This window comes from Ferruginibacter sp. HRS2-29 (genome assembly GCF_024343615.1).
Classification (GTDB): domain Bacteria; phylum Bacteroidota; class Bacteroidia; order Chitinophagales; family Chitinophagaceae; genus Ferruginibacter.
Genome location: NZ_RJUB01000039.1, coordinates 43,536 through 59,277 on the forward strand (window position 1 = coordinate 43,536; position 15,742 = coordinate 59,277).

General features: G+C 43.6%; 15 protein-coding genes. 5 read left to right on the forward strand and 10 right to left on the reverse strand.

From position 1 onward, the window contains the following. Nucleotides 1-25 precede the first annotated feature (25 nt). Nucleotides 26-385, forward strand: coding sequence for a BlaI/MecI/CopY family transcriptional regulator (locus EGI32_RS10200; protein WP_255155293.1), 360 nt, complete (start codon nt 26-28; stop codon nt 383-385). A 92-nt stretch (nt 386-477) separates the two neighbouring features. Then, on the forward strand, nt 478-2,457 hold the full coding sequence (locus tag EGI32_RS10205; protein WP_255155294.1) for an N-acetylmuramoyl-L-alanine amidase: 1,980 nt from the start codon (nt 478-480) through the stop codon (nt 2,455-2,457). Nucleotides 2,458-2,517: 60 nt separating this feature from the next. Here EGI32_RS10205 and EGI32_RS10210 read toward each other — a convergent pair whose 3' ends face one another. Next, the gene (locus tag EGI32_RS10210) at nt 2,518-3,687 is read right to left on the reverse strand and encodes an AIR synthase-related protein (RefSeq protein WP_255155295.1); all 1,170 of its coding nucleotides are present in this window, start codon (nt 3,685-3,687) and stop codon (nt 2,518-2,520) included. Between the two features lie 225 nt (nt 3,688-3,912). Between EGI32_RS10210 and EGI32_RS10215 the strand changes: the two genes are divergently transcribed. Together EGI32_RS10215 and EGI32_RS10220 are read left to right on the forward strand one after the other, a co-directional pair. After that, nucleotides 3,913-4,851, forward strand: coding sequence for a bifunctional riboflavin kinase/FAD synthetase (locus EGI32_RS10215; protein ID WP_255155296.1), 939 nt, complete (start codon nt 3,913-3,915; stop codon nt 4,849-4,851). Between the two features lie 254 nt (nt 4,852-5,105). Continuing rightward, complete coding sequence (locus EGI32_RS10220) at nt 5,106-5,555, forward strand: PepSY-like domain-containing protein (RefSeq protein ID WP_255155297.1); 450 nt, start codon at nt 5,106-5,108, stop codon at nt 5,553-5,555. 109 nt (nt 5,556-5,664) lie between these two features. Here EGI32_RS10220 and EGI32_RS10225 read toward each other — a convergent pair whose 3' ends face one another. From EGI32_RS10225 to EGI32_RS10245, 5 genes are all read right to left on the reverse strand, one after another. Next, complete coding sequence (locus EGI32_RS10225) at nt 5,665-7,374, reverse strand: PQQ-dependent sugar dehydrogenase (RefSeq protein WP_255155298.1); 1,710 nt, start codon at nt 7,372-7,374, stop codon at nt 5,665-5,667. A 324-nt stretch (nt 7,375-7,698) separates the two neighbouring features. Next, nucleotides 7,699-8,205 (reverse strand): hypothetical protein, encoded by a 507-nt coding sequence (locus tag EGI32_RS10230; RefSeq protein WP_255155299.1) that lies wholly within the window; start codon nt 8,203-8,205, stop codon nt 7,699-7,701. A 207-nt stretch (nt 8,206-8,412) separates the two neighbouring features. Then, on the reverse strand, nt 8,413-9,372 hold the full coding sequence (locus EGI32_RS10235; protein WP_255155300.1) for a hypothetical protein: 960 nt from the start codon (nt 9,370-9,372) through the stop codon (nt 8,413-8,415). A 6-nt stretch (nt 9,373-9,378) separates the two neighbouring features. Further along, complete coding sequence (locus tag EGI32_RS10240; protein WP_255155301.1) at nt 9,379-10,536, reverse strand: hypothetical protein; 1,158 nt, start codon at nt 10,534-10,536, stop codon at nt 9,379-9,381. 165 nt (nt 10,537-10,701) lie between these two features. Beyond that, entirely contained in the window at nt 10,702-11,931 is a 1,230-nt protein-coding gene (locus EGI32_RS10245) for a M43 family zinc metalloprotease (protein WP_255155302.1), read from the reverse strand. Nucleotides 11,932-12,324: 393 nt separating this feature from the next. Between EGI32_RS10245 and EGI32_RS10250 the strand changes: the two genes are divergently transcribed. Continuing rightward, nucleotides 12,325-13,146: a glutaminyl-peptide cyclotransferase gene (locus tag EGI32_RS10250; RefSeq protein ID WP_255155303.1), complete on the forward strand. Its 822-nt coding sequence runs from the start codon at nt 12,325-12,327 to the stop codon at nt 13,144-13,146. Between the two features lie 232 nt (nt 13,147-13,378). Here the strand turns inward: EGI32_RS10250 and EGI32_RS10255 are convergent, their stop codons facing one another. The 4 genes from EGI32_RS10255 to EGI32_RS10270 form a co-directional block, all read right to left on the reverse strand. After that, nucleotides 13,379-14,275 carry a class I SAM-dependent methyltransferase gene (locus EGI32_RS10255; RefSeq protein ID WP_255155304.1) on the reverse strand — a complete coding sequence of 299 codons (897 nt, stop codon included), beginning with the start codon at nt 14,273-14,275 and terminating at the stop codon, nt 13,379-13,381. A gap of 79 nt (nt 14,276-14,354) precedes the next feature. Continuing rightward, the gene (locus tag EGI32_RS10260) at nt 14,355-14,774 is read right to left on the reverse strand and encodes a protein-export chaperone SecB (RefSeq protein ID WP_255155305.1); all 420 of its coding nucleotides are present in this window, start codon (nt 14,772-14,774) and stop codon (nt 14,355-14,357) included. A gap of 12 nt (nt 14,775-14,786) precedes the next feature. Next, the gene (locus EGI32_RS10265) at nt 14,787-15,251 is read right to left on the reverse strand and encodes a hypothetical protein (RefSeq protein ID WP_255155306.1); all 465 of its coding nucleotides are present in this window, start codon (nt 15,249-15,251) and stop codon (nt 14,787-14,789) included. A gap of 5 nt (nt 15,252-15,256) precedes the next feature. Continuing rightward, nucleotides 15,257-15,658 (reverse strand): HEPN domain-containing protein, encoded by a 402-nt coding sequence (locus EGI32_RS10270; RefSeq protein WP_255155307.1) that lies wholly within the window; start codon nt 15,656-15,658, stop codon nt 15,257-15,259. Between the last annotated feature and the right edge of the window lie 84 nt (nt 15,659-15,742).

Here is a 15,742-nt window from a genome sequence, read left to right on the forward strand (position 1 = left end):
TTTTATGAGATCAAATCAGTCATACATGAAGCCATTAACAAAAGCGGAAGAACAGATCATGCAGGTGTTGTGGAAACTCGACAAAGCATTTCTGCGGGAGATCATTGAAGCATTGCCGAATCCAAAACCGCACAACAACACGGTTGCCACTATCATCAAGATATTGGTAGAAAAAGAATTCATCGCGGTAACGGTTTTCGGCCGCACACATCAATACCATCCCATCGTTTCAAAAGATGCCTACAGCAAAAGCACTATGAAGAGTTTTGTGAAAGGTTATTTTGAAGGAAGTTTCAGCAACGCGGTCTCTTTCATGGTCAAAGAAAATAATCTGAGTGTGAGTGAGCTGGAAGCGCTGTTGAAAGAACTAAAGAAAAAAAATTAAGAATTAAGAATGCCTTCATGTGGAAGGACTTAATTCTTGATTCGCATTCTTAATTCTTAATTCTTAATTCTTAATTTTTAATTGATTAGTCTATGTTGCCATTTATTTATTATCTGCTCAAAGTAATTACCTGCTCAATAGTGCTCTATGGTTATTATTGGTTCTTTCTTCGCAATAAAGTGTTTCACCATTACAACCGTTTTTACCTGCTGGCTGTACTGGTGCTTTCGCTTACCCTGCCGATGCTCAAATTCAATATCTGGCAGGAAAACAAAGTGGCGGAAACAGGTGTTATAAAAATGCTCCAGGTGGTGGATACTACCGATCAGTATATGGATGTAGTAATATATAGTAACTCCAATCACATTTCGAAAGAGCAGATCGCATTGTGGGTGTTCGTTGCCGTTAGTATGTTTTTTGCCCTGGCATTCTTTCGTACCTTATTGAAGATATGGTCGCTCAAAAAGAATAATCCTACACTGGAATATGAAGGCATCAGCCTTATCAATACTACTGATAAAAGCACGCCGTTCTCTTTCCTGAAAAATATTTTCTGGAACGATGCCATCAATATGAACACCGACAACGGCGGTCGTATCCTCAGGCATGAGCTCGCTCACGTGGAGCAGAAGCACAGTCATGATAAACTTTTCATCAATATCGTACTGATCTTTTTCTGGTGCAACCCCATCTTCTGGCTGCTGCGCAAAGAGCTCAACATGATCCACGAATTTACCGCCGACAAAAAAGCTGTGGAAAACGGTGATACCGCGGCTTTTGCAGCCATGATATTACAAGCCGCCTACCCCCATCATCAGCTTGCCCTTGCTAATAATTTTTTCTATTCACCCATAAAACGTCGTTTGGCTATGCTTACAAAAAATAACCAGAAAGTCAGTTATATCAGCAGGTTGCTGGTATTGCCACTGGCAGCTATCGTATTTGCGGCATTTACTTTTAAAACGCAAAAAACAATCATTCCCGGAACCACAAAAACACTTACCGTGGTGCTTGACGCCGGACATGGCGGAACTGATAATGGCGCCCTTGCCCGCTCTGCTAGTTTGTATGAAAAAGAGTTGAACCTTAACCTGGTAAAAAAAATAAAATCACTCAATACCAATTCTTCCATCAATATCTTATTGCTACGCGAAAGTGATATTTACCAGAGCCCGAAAGAAAAAGCGGCGCTGGCTGCCAGGATGGGCGCAGACCTCTTCATTTCAATTCATGGCAATAGCGGCCCCGGAACAGATCAAACGGAAAAATCCGGGCTCGAAGTTTTTGTAGCAAAAGACAATTACGCCAACACAGCCCAGAGCAAATTATTCGCATCGGCCATCATCTCTTCTTTCAAATCCGGCTTTGGTTTGCCCGTGGCCGAAAATCCTATGCAGGCAACCACCGGTGTATGGATCTTACAGGAAGCGGCGTGCCCTGCGGTGATCATCGAGGCCGGATACATGAACAATAAAAAAGATGTGGCTTATCTTAATTCTGAAGAAGGACAGGAAAAATTTGCCCGTAATTTATTGGCAGCCATCTACCGGTTCGCCGAAAATATCAACGGCCGTCCGGACGCTTCCGCTTCTCTTACTGCTGGAGATACAAGAGTTTCACAGGAAATTTTAAAAGTTGAGGAAAGAAAAAAAACCGGGCCGGAATTCACATCATCCGATGGCAATAAGGTCGTTCTGGAAGGAAATGCAACACTCGTTCGGGTCGCCCCAACCGATTCGCGCCACAACGATACATTCCATATCAATGCCAGTGAAAAAGGTTTTTCGCCTGACAGGAATATTATCATCCGTGGTAACGGCCAGGCAGAACCATTGTATGTATTGGATGGTGCGATCATCGAGAAAGCAGACCTGTCGCAGCTTAATCCCAACACCATCAAGGAAGTGAACGTACTCAAAGGCTCCAGCGCTGTAGGAAAGTACGGCGACAAGGCAAAGGATGGAGTAATAGAGATCAGGACAAAAAGTGAAAAATTACCGGTAACCGAATACCGCAAAACGCCTGGCAAAGTTGCTCCTGATACCATCAGCTGGTCGGCTGATACACGATAGGGTTTAGGGATTAGGGTTTAGGGATTAGAGTTTGTTTCCCCCTCAACCCTAATCTCTAAACTAATAAAGTATTTCTTCTCCTCCCGCCTTTATCAGCAGTTGCTTTTTCTCCGCCGCTTCCACCCTTCCTATCACCTGCGCATCTATGTTAAAGGCTTTTGCTGCATCGATCATCAATTGCGCATCTTCGGCTTTGCAATATATTTCGAGCCTGCAGCCCATATTGAATACTTCGTACATTTCTTTGAGGCTGGTCCCGCTGTTTTCCTGTATCAGTTTAAAAACCGGTGGAGTTTCAAACAGGTTATCCTTTACGATCCTGAAATTTCCGGGGAGGTATTTCAGGCATTTTGTCTGCCCGCCGCCGCTGCAATGGATCAGTCCGTGTATTTTTTCAAAATGATCTTCCAGCAATGGTTTCATCACCGGGGCAAAAGTGCGTGTAGGACTGAGCACCAGTTTGCCGATCGTGATCTGTTCGTTTCCGATAGTGATGGTATCCGTCAGCTTATTTTTACCGATGTACACCACATCATCCGGAAGGTTATTATCAAAGCTTTCTTTAAAATTTTCTGCGTAAAATTTACTCAGCACATCATGCCTGGCGCTGGTAAGCCCGTTGCTCCCGAGTCCGCTGTTGTATTCGGTTTCGTAGCTGGACTGTCCATAACTCGCAAAACCGACTATCACATCGCCTGCGGCGATCTTATCATTGCTGATGATCTTATCTTTCGGCCAGCGGCAGGTCATGGTTCCGTTGACAGCCACCGTACGCACCACATCGCCTACATCGGCCGTTTCTCCACCGAGGTAATGAATTTTTACACCATAAGATGCCAATGTATCAAACAATGACTGCGTTCCGTTGATGACTTGCTCCAATACCGCACCGGTGATCAGGTGTTTGTTGCGGTCGATGGTACTGTTAAAAACTATGTTGTCATAGATCCCTACGCACAGCAGATCGTCGAGGTTCATCACCACAGCATCCTGGGCAATGCCTTTCCAGACGCTGATATCCCCGGTTTCTTTCCAGTATAAATAAGCGAGAATGCTTTTTGTGCCGGCTCCGTCCGCGTGCATCACGTTGATGAAATCCTTGTCATTACCGAGATGATCCGGGTAAACTTTACAGAATGCATTCGGAAACAAACCCTGGTCGAGTGCTTTCACCGCTTCATGAACTTCTTCCTTTTGTGCTGAAACCCCCCGTTTATCGTATAAAGACATAATGATGTATGATGTGTGATGTGTGATGTGTGATCTATGATCGATGCGGCAAATTTACAACGCATTTCTTAAAACAATGGATATTAGTATAATGGATAATGGTACAATGAACAATATTTTCGATTCGAAAGACTTTGGCTAACTTACAATACTGCTGAACCAAAGTATTATTATCAATTATCCACTATACAATTATCCATTATCCATTAGCTTTGCAACTTCAATATGCAGGTATATAAAAACATCGCCGAACTTCCGGAATTTAAGAATGCTGTGGTCACCATCGGGACATTTGACGGTGTGCACCTGGGGCATGCAAAAATTTTGCAGCAACTGGTAAAGGAGGCCAAAGCCGTGGATGGTACGCCTGTGCTGATCACGTTTTATCCGCATCCCAAACAGGTGGTGATCAACAACAAGAACCCTGTTTACACCCTTTCTTCGCAAATCGAAAAATACAGGCTGCTCGAAGAAAAAGGGATCAATCATATTGTAGAAGTGCCGTTCAATAAAGATTTTGCAGAGCAGCCTGCGGCGGAATACATCAAAAATTTCCTGGTAGATAAATTTCATCCGCATACAATCATTATCGGCTACGATCATCGTTTTGGGCGCAACAGGGAAGGTGATTTCAGGTTGCTGGAAAAGGAATGTGCCCATTATGGGGTTATTGTAAAAGAAATCCCCGAAAAAGTTTTGCAGGATATCATCATCAGTTCTACCAAAGTAAGGGACGCCCTGCACGATGGCGATATAACGGCCGCATCGGCCTACCTGGGGTACGATTATTTTTTCACCGGTACGGTGATCGAAGGCAACAAACTCGGCCGCACCATCGGATATCCTACCGCCAACCTGCAGATACAGGATGAACAAAAGCTGATCCCTGCCAATGGCGTATACGCTGTGGACGTGTTGCTCGATCCTTCAAAAGGCGATAAAGCGGTGCTATTGAAAGGCATGATGAACATCGGTGTCCGGCCCACTGTTGATGGAACGAAACGTGTAATAGAAGTGAATATTTTTGATTTTGATGAAATGATCTATGGGCGTGAACTGAAAATCACTATCCGCAAAAGATTGAGAAATGAAATAAAATTTAATGGCCTGGAAGAATTGAAAACCCAACTGGCGAAAGATAAAGAAGCAGCGGGAGGAGGTTAGGGATTAGGGATTAGGGATTAGAGATTAGAGATTAGAGATTAGGGTTTAGAGGTTTGTAGGCGCGTGCTTCGCTCAAAGTTTAGTTCTCCCTTTAATTGTCGGTGGTCTCTTTTCCGTCGTCCGTGGTCCGTGGTCTGTTTTCCGTCGTTTGCAATTAATTCGTTAAATACTTCTAATTTAGCAACTTACGAAATGAAAAATTTATGAATGGCATAATTTTTTCTGTCCGTATTATTCATTCTAAAATTTACAACGTGAAAAAATTAATTTATGTACTGACCGCGGCATTGGTCTTTGGTGCAACCACCAGCGCTGATGCACAGATCCGTAAAATCCCTGCCGCAGTGACCGATGCTTTTACAGCAAAATTCCCTGAGGCTAAAAGCGTAGAGTGGTCTGACAAGATCACCGGATTTGAAGCCACTTTTGAAGCCAATTCTCATAAGCAACAAGCTACTTTCAACAAAAAAGGGACCTGGAAAAAAACAGAAGTTACCCTTTCTACAGAGGAAATTCCGGCAGCAGTAAAAGATGGCCTCGCGAAAAGCAAATACAACGACTGGGAAGACAGGACCTATGTATTGGTAACCGAAGACAATGGCAAAGAAATGTATCGTGTATATGTAAAGAAAAGTGACCTTCAGAAGAAATATCTTTATTTCAGTAAAGAAGGGGTGCTGCTGAAAGACTCGATCACTTTATAAAACCGACATCGAGGCCATTGCTTCGATCAGTTATAAAAAACAAAAGACTCCTGCGGAGTCTTTTGTTTTTTATAAGATTTATGTGACAAGCCGGAGCCCCGGCGTAAAATTATTGTATGAATACCCGTTCCCTCTTCACCTTTTCATTTCCAATTACCTGCAGGATGTATATACCCGATGGCAACTGCGGAAGGCTCAGCACCATAGTTCCCGAAGCGCTTTGTAACCCTTTTTCAAAAACGATCTTTCCATCGGAACTTAACAACTGAACTTTTGTAACCGGTAAATTCCAGGAAACATTTACCGAACGGTTGGTGATATAAGTCGGCGTTACACGGATGGCATCGTCATTCTGAGCTGTCAGCCTTAGGACGGAAGAATATTTGAACGCACCGGAGTTATCGATGATCTTAAGGCGGTAGTAACCGGTGTTGTTCATTACAATATCGTGGCGGAATGTGTAATCGCCACTGCCGCTGTTGCCCATAGCGGTCACCTCCCCTGCTGTTGTAAAATCGTTTCCATTCACACTGTATTCCACCATGTATTTAGCTGTATTGACCTCACTGCCGGCAGACCAGGTCAATGTATTATATGCAGCCGCATGCGTACCCGAAAGGTTGGTGATGGATACTGGGGTGGTATTCAATAAATTTATCTTATACAAACCACCATTGGCCGCCCTGCGAATGGCATACAGCGTGCCATTGGAACTTTCCCCAAAACCTGAAATGTTCGAAACCGTGTTTACAGTCTGCAGGATGAAACTGCCGTCAGGTTGCAACAGCCAGATCCGTCCGCTCACAAAATCGGTGCAGATGTAAGTGCCCAGCAGTGCGGCATTGCCGGCATCAGGGCCACGGTATACATAACCACCCGTGATGGATTGCCCAAGGGTGTGATCGTATTCAAAGATCGGTTCCGTAAGCGTGAGCGAACCGCAACCCGAGGTATTATAATCATGTTTTCCTTCCCTGCACCGCCAGCCATAGTTAATGCCCGATGAGCCGGAAGCTGTACGATAATTCACTTCTTCATAATTTCCCTGGCCCACATCCGCTATCCACATGCTGCCATTGGCCCTGTCGAAACTCCAGCGCCAGGGGTTGCGCAGGCCGAGGGCAAATATTTCATCGCGTATACCATCGCCTGCTGCCAGGAAAGGGTTATCTGCAGGAATGGTGTAATATGGTGCGCCAATGGCGAAATCGCTTACATCCAGGCGAAGCATTTTTCCCAGAAGGCTGGTTACGTTTTGTGCATTGTTGAACGGATCGCCACCATTACCCCCATCCCCCAGGCCGATGTACAACATCCCATCGGCGCCAAAATTCAGTTTCCCTCCGTTATGGTTGGTGAAATAAGGCGTGCCCGGTTTGGCGACAGAAAATAATATTACACCGCTGGCGGGGTCGCCGGTGGCAAGCCCCGCATTTGCCCGGTAACGGGCGAGTGTAACAGCACCATCCCAAGCGGTATACCAGATGAAAAAATACCGGTTGGTAGCAAACTGCGGATGAAACGCGATGCTCAACAAGCCTTGCTCACTGCCCAAGGGATTGGGAAACAAACCCTGCCCCGACAGATCCATGAAAGTGGTGAGCGTGGTGGTACCATCATAAATACGTATCAACCCGTTCTGCTGCGCAATGAATAACCTGGTATCGCCTGCATTCACAACATCTACTGCATTGACCAACCCTGTAACGAGCGGGGTGCCATAGCTGATGGCCATCTGGCCGGAAGAATGTTGGGTTGAAATGATCAGCAGGCTAAAGGTAAAAACGGCGGCTTTGATGAGTAGGTAGATTTGGCGCATAAATATAGAATTTGTTAATGCGGAGCAAAATCAATGCCGATATGGGATTAGGGTTTAGTAGGTACGTGCCTTTGCGTGCCCCGCCAAATGGCGTGGTTGCATCCATTGATTTGGATGGCACATTGATCAGGCGCTTACGCTAGCTGAATTGAAGGAATTGTGTGGATTTTCTTTACAAATTATTTTTTCACACAATTTGTGTGGATTTTTTTGTGTGAATCCAGATTCACACAAAAAAATCCACACAGAAAAATTTCCCCCGATAAAAAAGGATGCTCAGGCATCCTGCAGAATTTATGGGAATGGTTGATGAAGTATACGTTGTCAATCTTTGATGGCCACTTTGAATGCCAGGCTGAGGTAGGAGAAACTATCCCCGTTTTTATCATTATTTACAAAACGCCATTCCTGCCCGTTGCCGAACAATGGGGCGCTGGCACTTCCGGCGCCTTCACCTACACCAATCAGCGAATCGTGGCTCTCCAGCCGGAAACCGTAGGACTGGCCTTTATCGAGATGAAGCCCTTTTATTGGAAAAGATATCCATTTTCCGCTATCGGATTGATTAAACTGCAGGCTTGCCATCCCCAGCGGATTGCCCCACTCTTTTTGCTCATCTAGTTTATAAACTGTCATGATCACTTTACCCGGGGCGGTAACGATATTTGAAAATACCTCGATGGCTTGCAGGTCGCCTTCGTTAGATGGCATGAAGGTCTGCCCTTTAATGACATCTGCCGGGTCTCCTTTGGCGTGGCCAACCCAGCTGGTAGAGTTATTGGTTGTTTGCTCGGATGCGGAATGCACCGGTGTGTTGGAATAAGTGCTCATTGGTAGCGATTTAATAATGAATACAAACTAAGTGAACGATCTTGAGGCGCAAATATTATACGGTAAAGACGTGAGGGATAAGTTTTCACATTTTTATAAGAGAATAAGAGTGGCGGGTTTTGATCGTTCGTGAAGATGAGAGCGATGTTCTACCGCAGAGAACCACAATGTTTATAAACGATCAATAACCCGCACCCCGTCACTTTATCAGCTTAAACTTTTCACGATGCGGGCTATCATCACTCCCTTATTGTACACCTGCATGGTGTAATTCCCTTTCTGGTAGCGATCATTGCTGAGGGAAAACTGGAAGCGCTTGGCTTCGCCGCCATTGTAATCGGCGCGTAATTTATAAGAGTATATCTTTTTGCCTTCCCTGGTATCAAACGTGCCGGTTTCCCAGGTGGATTTTTGCAGTACTTTTCCATCGGGCTGCAATACCACCACTACCATTTCGATCATACTGGTCTGGGGGCTGTTGTTTTTTACGGTAAATGACCCTACAAACTTGGAAGTCTGTTGCGCCCACACCGTTTCCTGCTCATTGTTATCATCCGTTTCCATCACCGCGTTGAGGCGGATATCGGAAGCTGAAACATCTGTTGCAGTAGCGCTGGTACGCTGCGCCACTGGCTGTGTGGTGGCTGCCTGGTTTTGCGCAGCAACCGTTCTCTGGAAAGAAGTCAATTGGGCAACGAGGCTGCTCAACCGTTTATTTTCCTGCTCTATATCTGTATTGGCGATGCGCAATTGCGTAACACGCTGCTGAAGTTCGATGATCTTTTGCTTGGCCACCACGATATCCTGGTCGGATAATTTCGTCTTCAGCAGTTCGCTGATCTCTGTGCGCAATTTGTAAAACTCCGTAAGCTTCACATCCAGTCCGCCTTTCAGCGAATCGGTGCTGTTCTTTACAGAATCGATGCTGCGGTTGATATTACCGAGCACACTATTGTAAAACCGCTGCAGCGAATCGGTGACCGCGGCATTATTGACATCATTGGAAATAACCGCCGTAGTGGCCGGCATAGAAGATCCGCTACCTTTTTTTTCAACAGTAGCCGTGATGGAATTGACCCGGTACGTCCAGGTCCATAACAGAAAGACAGACACCACTATCAGCAGTATCGACACTACCAACAATAGCAATGTTTTTATATCTTTCATAATTGGTTATTGTGTAGCCAGGCTTTGATTCACATAAGCGGATATCCAGCCAACCTGCCCGTTTTTCACGAGGTAAAATTGTTTTTTATCGTACACCCCATCAAACTGGCGCATGATGTTGAGCAAAAGCGCTGTTCCGGCCAGCATGGCTTTCTGATCAAAAACCTTATTTACGGTAGCCGTTTCTTTTGCTACTGCCAACGCATCTTTATTGGATGGATCGGCGGAGTTTTTCGCAACCATCTTGTCGGAAACCGAAGAATAATCCCTGAACAATTTTTCATTGAATTTCATCAGTTCATCATAAGTAACCGGCACCACAGGGTTTTCGAGCAGCTCGGGATACATCAGTGTGGCGGTTGCCCAGGCTATACCACCACTGAAAGCCACATAGTCGCTCATGTTGAAAGCGTTGCTGATGTTAACTGCGTAAACGATCTCGTTGTTGGCATCGCCCGACAAAACCCGGAAAAGGTTCTTGTTGTAATTCGCGAGGGTCTTATCATCGCCCATACGTTTCTCTGCCGCATTGGTAGTGCTTTTGGTACCCCACGAAAGCTGAAACAGTTTAAAATCTTTTGTATTGCCTGAAGGAAAATAACCACCCTTGGTATTGCCACTTCCTATATCTATCAGGAAAGTGGTATAACGCCTGTCTTCGGGTACAATACCCAGGTGCGACAACCGGGCTTCTTCTATAACATCGATCACCGCTACCTCGCGTTTAGGCTCGTTGATCCGGTTGCGGAACGAATCGGAAAGGTTTTTCAGCCATTCCACTTTCTTTTCCTTATCGGCCTGGATCTTCACGCCACTGCTGATAGTGGTATAGATCTTATCAGAACTGATCCTGTAATCTTTCAACGCGGCATTGAATAATCCGGTAAGCCCGTTGAGCGTAGCTGCAAACGTTGCCGGTGTAAATGATATGAAATCGGTATTCACCGAAGTATCTTTTAATGCATTGAAACTCCCGTCTTTCCTGGAATTTTTACCTACTTCAATAATGCTCATCTTCACCCCTTTAGACCCCACTTCTATACCGGCATATACGGTCGAACTTTTATACTTCAGGTTAAGCTTGGGCTGCGCCATCGCCGCCGGAATAAAACAGGCAAACGCCAGTGAAACAGCAATAATATTTTTAGGTAAAAAGCAGTTCATTCTAATGATCATTTGGGGCTAAATTAGTAAAATTACCACAGCGTTTTCCGTAATTCCACGGTTTGTGTAAAAGATGTGATTAAGAAAAGTTTAGGGATCAGGGTTTAGGGTTGATGATTAAATGCCTCCCGCTTCGATCCTAAACCCTAAACTTTAATCTATCATCTAGTTCTTAATGACTTTAAATATTTTCTTCTCCGCCCTTTCGCCGATCTGAAGTACATACAACCCCGCGGGTAATTGTCCCAGCAACATTTTTTCTGAGGAGGATTGAAGGGTTTGTTGCCTTACCAATTGGCCTGTGGCGGTGAATAAAAGCGCTGTTTTACCAGTAAGGGCTGTTGCCGACTTACACTGTATATTGAGCACATTATCAACAGGATTGGGGAAGAGGGAAATAGGGTCCGCGGGTATTTCGGCCGGTTTGGCTACGGTATCTATCGGCAGCGGGCCACCTTGAGCATACGAGCTGTCGCAGGCGAATCCATTCAGGAACGAATTTCTCGGGCCGTTGATAGCAAACTGCCCACGCATTTTCTTTTTTTGTCCGTGGGTGAATAATTTCATGCAGGCATCGTCGGTGAGGTCCATGAAATTCATGAAAAGATCGCCATTGGAGTTGGGCGAGCAGGAACTTACAGAGGGAAAAACCGGGCAATTGTAGTTGTAGGTTTCCTGTTTGGGTGTATCCCCAATGCCGTCATCACCGCAGTCTTCGTCGCCCCAGATATGTTTTATACCGAGCCAGTGGGCAATTTCGTGTGTAGCGGTGCGTCCCTTGTTGAAAGGAGCATTGAGGTTACCGATAGTTCCGAAAGATGTGGTGGTGATCACTACCCCATCCACGTTGGCGGCCACACCCGGCGGCGTAGCATAACCCAGCGTACGGCCAAAGATCCGGCACACCCAGATGTTCAGGTATTTTTTCCTGTCCCAGGCATCATCACCACCGGAGGCGGAAAATTTCATCTTGTCATCAGCGAGAAAATAAGTTCTAGAAGTATTTTTATGAATGATGCCCGTGGTGCCCCGCATATTGGGATCCACTTTGGCCAGGCAAAAATTGATACGCGTATCTGCCGCCAAACCTTTGAAAACGTCGGGAATGCTGGCTGCATCGAGGTTTTTCAACCTGTAATCATTGTTGAGTGCTGTGATCTGTGAGATCACCTGGGCGTCGGAAATATTCTGGTCGGCCGTGTTGTACAATATATGCACCACTACCGGTATGATGATATTTTCGTTAGTGGCAGTATCCCGGAGAATGCCTTCTGTACTTTCGCCTCCACGCTGGAGCGGCATATGCCGTGCATATTCATCCGTACCACAAACACGCTGCGCCTGAGCTCCCCATTGGCAGAGTAACAGCAATAAGATACTTACAATAGATTTCATTTCTGTAGAATAAAAAGTAAACAGGAATGATCTTATCAGCAGATACTTGGAAAAAATGTGAAATAATCAGTGGGAAAACATAGAATTATCAGTTCAGCAGGGGAACTGTTGGAAGGTTCAAATCTTATTTGCCAGTTTTGGGGAAATGGAAATACAGATTCAGAGGTGGTCAAAAATAGCAATGTTTTTGGAAAAAACAAATATTATTTAGTCAATGGCCAATAGTCAATAGTCAAATGTTTGAAGTTCATATAGTTCTGCTATATTTTTTAAACCGGTATTTACGTTAACTCTGACAATAAGAAATCTTAAAAAAAAGAATAAAATTCAAAGGTTTGACTATTGACTATTCACTATTCACTAATTTGCACCACATTATTCAAAAAAATACTGATGAAATTTATAGCGCCTGTAACTGCCCTTGTTCTCTTATTTTCAGCTTGTAACAACGGATCCGACAAGCCGGTAACCGATCCGGATATTGCTGTAGCGCCAGTAGCCGCCCCTGCAAATATCCCTTACACGATCATCGCACAATATCCGCACGACCGCGGCGCTTATACGCAGGGATTAGAACTGCACAATGGTAAAATGTACGAGGGAACAGGCGATTGGGCCAAATCGGCTTTACGCATCACCAACCATAAAACGGGTGCTGTGGAGATCAACCACCCGATCGGAAGCGATAAGATCTTCGGCGAAGGCATCACCATTTTCAAAGATAAAATTTACCAGCTGACCTGGCAAAGCAATATCGTGTATGTGTACGATATCAAGGACATCACCAAACCGATCAAAACGTTTGAATGGCCTTACGAGGGTTGGGGCATCACCCATAATGCGACCGATCTCATCATCAGCACGGGCGTTAACCCAAATCTTTACTTCGTAAATCCTGATAATTTCCAGGTGAAAAATATTTTGCCGATAACGGATAATAAAGGACCCGTTTTGAACCTCAATGAACTGGAATTTATCAATGGCTTTGTGTATGCTAATATCTGGGAAACCAATAACATTGTGAAGATCGATCCTGAAACCGGCAAAGTGGTAGGCAATATGGATTTCACCGGTGTGATCAAACAATATGCCCCCGATTATACTCCCATCGACGGTGATGAAGTGCTGAATGGCATTGCTTATGACAGCGCTTCAAAGACGATGTTTGTAACGGGAAAAAGGTGGCCGAAGATGTTTGAGTTAAAGCTGAATTAAGAAGGATCAAAGCGAAGAGAAAATCGCAGATTTCAAAGGGATAAAAGGATTACACAGATTATTTTGCTGCCGCAAAATGGAAATGCAGTTTATAAGGCGTTGAACTTTTAATAATCATTCAATTTCTTATAAACTGCATTTTCGTTTTTACGAAGTAAAAACAATCTGTGCAATCCCCTTCATCCCTTTGAAATCTGCGATCCTTTTTCCGCTTCTATCTCCTCACACATTCTTAATTCTTAATTTTCCTTATTACGTAGATCACCGAGCTGCATTTCCCTACATTGAACAATGCTTTCAGGTTTGAAATAGCCCCTACAAAAAATGCCCTTACGATATTTGATTTGCCGGTACGGTATTGCTCGCTGAGCATGCTTACATAATAACTGTCAAACCACATCGGCTTCATCCTTACTACCTCCAGCCCATTGTGGTCCATCAGTATCTGCATGCTTTTGGGAGAAAAATGATAGAGGTGGCGCGGCACATCGTAGGCCGCCCAGAACTCCTTATATACATCTGCATCATAGGAAGTGTAGTTGGGTACGGCGATGAACAATACGCCATCCGGCGATAATAATTCCCTGAAACGGATCACATATTCCTGCAGCTGATGTATATGTTCGAGCACATGCCACAGCGTGATGGCATCATATTTTTTTTCGGGTAATGTAAAAAGATCATTCGGTTGCTGAGGCTCTATGTTGAATAATTGTTTCGCGTTCTTTCTTGCGGTATCATCCGGTTCGAGGCCGGTGATGCTCCACCCTGCCCCCCGCATTTCGTTGAGAAAAGCACCCGTTCCGCATCCTACATCCAATATCTCCCCGCTGAATCTTTTTGTGTGCGATTGCACGAGTTTTCTTTTGGAAACCAATGTGATCCTGCGGATGCGGTGATACAACCTGTTGACCAGCCCTTTTTGTGTATTGCTATGCGACACATAATTATCCGACGCATAATACGCACCTATCCTTTCCTGCGAAGGGATATCCTGCGTGAACATGGCGGTGCAATTGGCACAAAGGCTGATGGAAAACCGTTCGGAAGAAACCGTATAATCTTTCGCTGAAAAAGAAGGCACAACAGGCCCGCTTTCGCAGACAGGGCAAGAAGCGTGGTGAATCATTCAGTAGAAATTTGGCTGCAAAGAAAAGCCATTTTTTTTGAATAGCCGGAAGGAATCGGACTTGGGAATTATTTTCCAATTAAATTTTAAAATTTACTGTCGGCAAGAGAACATTTGATATTCCGGCTTTTAGGCAAATGTTGTGCAAATGCTCTCTTATAAATGGATAAATTATTGCAGGAGCATTAATTCTCTTAAACACTTCTTCTGGTAGTGGGGGTTCACCTAACTTTTCAAAAATACCAATCATTTTTATTTTTGAATTGCAGACATTCATTTCACCTTGCTTGCCTATGAAATCTAATTGCAAAGTAACACCAAACTTTTCCGCATCGGTGCTTTCAAGTGCTTCGGAATCAATATTCAGTTCATTGGTTATTTCGCCATTTGCTGCACTGAAATTTACTTCCCTGGTAAATGATGATTCTATCAAATAGATGTTTTCAACTTTGTAACTACCAGTTTTTACATGTTCGACTTCGGGTATATTTTCGGGCATGAAATATATTGTTTAAGCGGCTATGGAATAACTTGTACATTCATTTTCTTCAATTTCTACCTGATCTGTTTTTTTAGATTTTTTTAAACTGGCAAATGTGTCAAATACTACCAATTGTGGTATTTGGGTTGGAAAACTATATTCAAGTTCATTTTTCGCCAATTCTTGGTAAAGCTCAGTAAGCACATTTTCTTCAGTGCATGCTTTAGGATTAAATTCGAAAATGACGTGTTTTAAAGACAAACTAGAATCTGAAGAAATAAATGCTATTTCTTCATTCTTAAATTTCTCCATAAAGTTTATGGATAAAGGTACCCATGCCTTATCAAGATCCTGGTTTGAACTATATTCAATTAAAGGAAGGAGTTCGACGATATGTGTATCAATAACATTATTATATCCATATTTTATATGAACATTAGGAAAACTAGTTGCCAATGTATTAAGTTCGTTCTTTAAAAATTCAACTGGAGTCATTGTAATTATTTGAAATTCTTTACTAAAAGATTTATTATATTCTCTGCTTCTGAAATGGCTTTATACCCTTCTTCTTGACTAATTACACTTTGATAATAATCTGCGTTAACACGGCGCTCTTTCAATGCTGGAACATGCCCTTGAAACCACTTGTAATCAATCATATCTTTCTTCGCTAATTCATAACTAATCAATTTTGATGCCCAAGTGTGTGTGCCGTTTTTACCATTTTGAACCTCATTATAAAATTCTGTTGGATCTTTCTTGATTTTTGTGAAGAGTATATGTAATATAAATTGAAAACAGGCATAGTAAGAGCGATTAACTGTCGAAGAATAATAAGTTTCTTTTACTAAAGATTTTGCAGAAAGTAAACTTTGTCTAGACTTTTCCAATAATTCAGACATATAATTAGGGTTACGAATATGGCACAATATTACAATTTTTATCTAAAACCCCTCTTTTTATTAATTTAGTGTTACATAATTCTC

What these genes read in the sequence shown, in the direction of transcription:
- EGI32_RS10230 (WP_255155299.1), bottom strand. Translation starts at nt 8,205, where the DNA reads ATGAGCACTTATTCCAACACACCGGTGCATTCCGCATCCGAGCAAACA.
- EGI32_RS10260 (WP_255155305.1), bottom strand. Translation starts at nt 14,774, where the DNA reads ATGCCCGAAAATATACCCGAAGTCGAACATGTAAAAACTGGTAGTTAC.
- EGI32_RS10270 (WP_255155307.1), bottom strand. Translation starts at nt 15,658, where the DNA reads ATGTCTGAATTATTGGAAAAGTCTAGACAAAGTTTACTTTCTGCAAAA.
- EGI32_RS10200 (WP_255155293.1), top strand. Translation starts at nt 26, where the DNA reads ATGAAGCCATTAACAAAAGCGGAAGAACAGATCATGCAGGTGTTGTGG.
- EGI32_RS10225 (WP_255155298.1), bottom strand. Translation starts at nt 7,374, where the DNA reads ATGCGCCAAATCTACCTACTCATCAAAGCCGCCGTTTTTACCTTTAGC.
- EGI32_RS10210 (WP_255155295.1), bottom strand. Translation starts at nt 3,687, where the DNA reads ATGTCTTTATACGATAAACGGGGGGTTTCAGCACAAAAGGAAGAAGTT.
- EGI32_RS10255 (WP_255155304.1), bottom strand. Translation starts at nt 14,275, where the DNA reads ATGATTCACCACGCTTCTTGCCCTGTCTGCGAAAGCGGGCCTGTTGTG.
- EGI32_RS10235 (WP_255155300.1), bottom strand. Translation starts at nt 9,372, where the DNA reads ATGAAAGATATAAAAACATTGCTATTGTTGGTAGTGTCGATACTGCTG.
- EGI32_RS10250 (WP_255155303.1), top strand. Translation starts at nt 12,325, where the DNA reads ATGAAATTTATAGCGCCTGTAACTGCCCTTGTTCTCTTATTTTCAGCT.
- EGI32_RS10205 (WP_255155294.1), top strand. Translation starts at nt 478, where the DNA reads ATGTTGCCATTTATTTATTATCTGCTCAAAGTAATTACCTGCTCAATA.
- EGI32_RS10240 (WP_255155301.1), bottom strand. Translation starts at nt 10,536, where the DNA reads ATGAACTGCTTTTTACCTAAAAATATTATTGCTGTTTCACTGGCGTTT.
- EGI32_RS10245 (WP_255155302.1), bottom strand. Translation starts at nt 11,931, where the DNA reads ATGAAATCTATTGTAAGTATCTTATTGCTGTTACTCTGCCAATGGGGA.
- EGI32_RS10265 (WP_255155306.1), bottom strand. Translation starts at nt 15,251, where the DNA reads ATGACTCCAGTTGAATTTTTAAAGAACGAACTTAATACATTGGCAACT.
- EGI32_RS10215 (WP_255155296.1), top strand. Translation starts at nt 3,913, where the DNA reads ATGCAGGTATATAAAAACATCGCCGAACTTCCGGAATTTAAGAATGCT.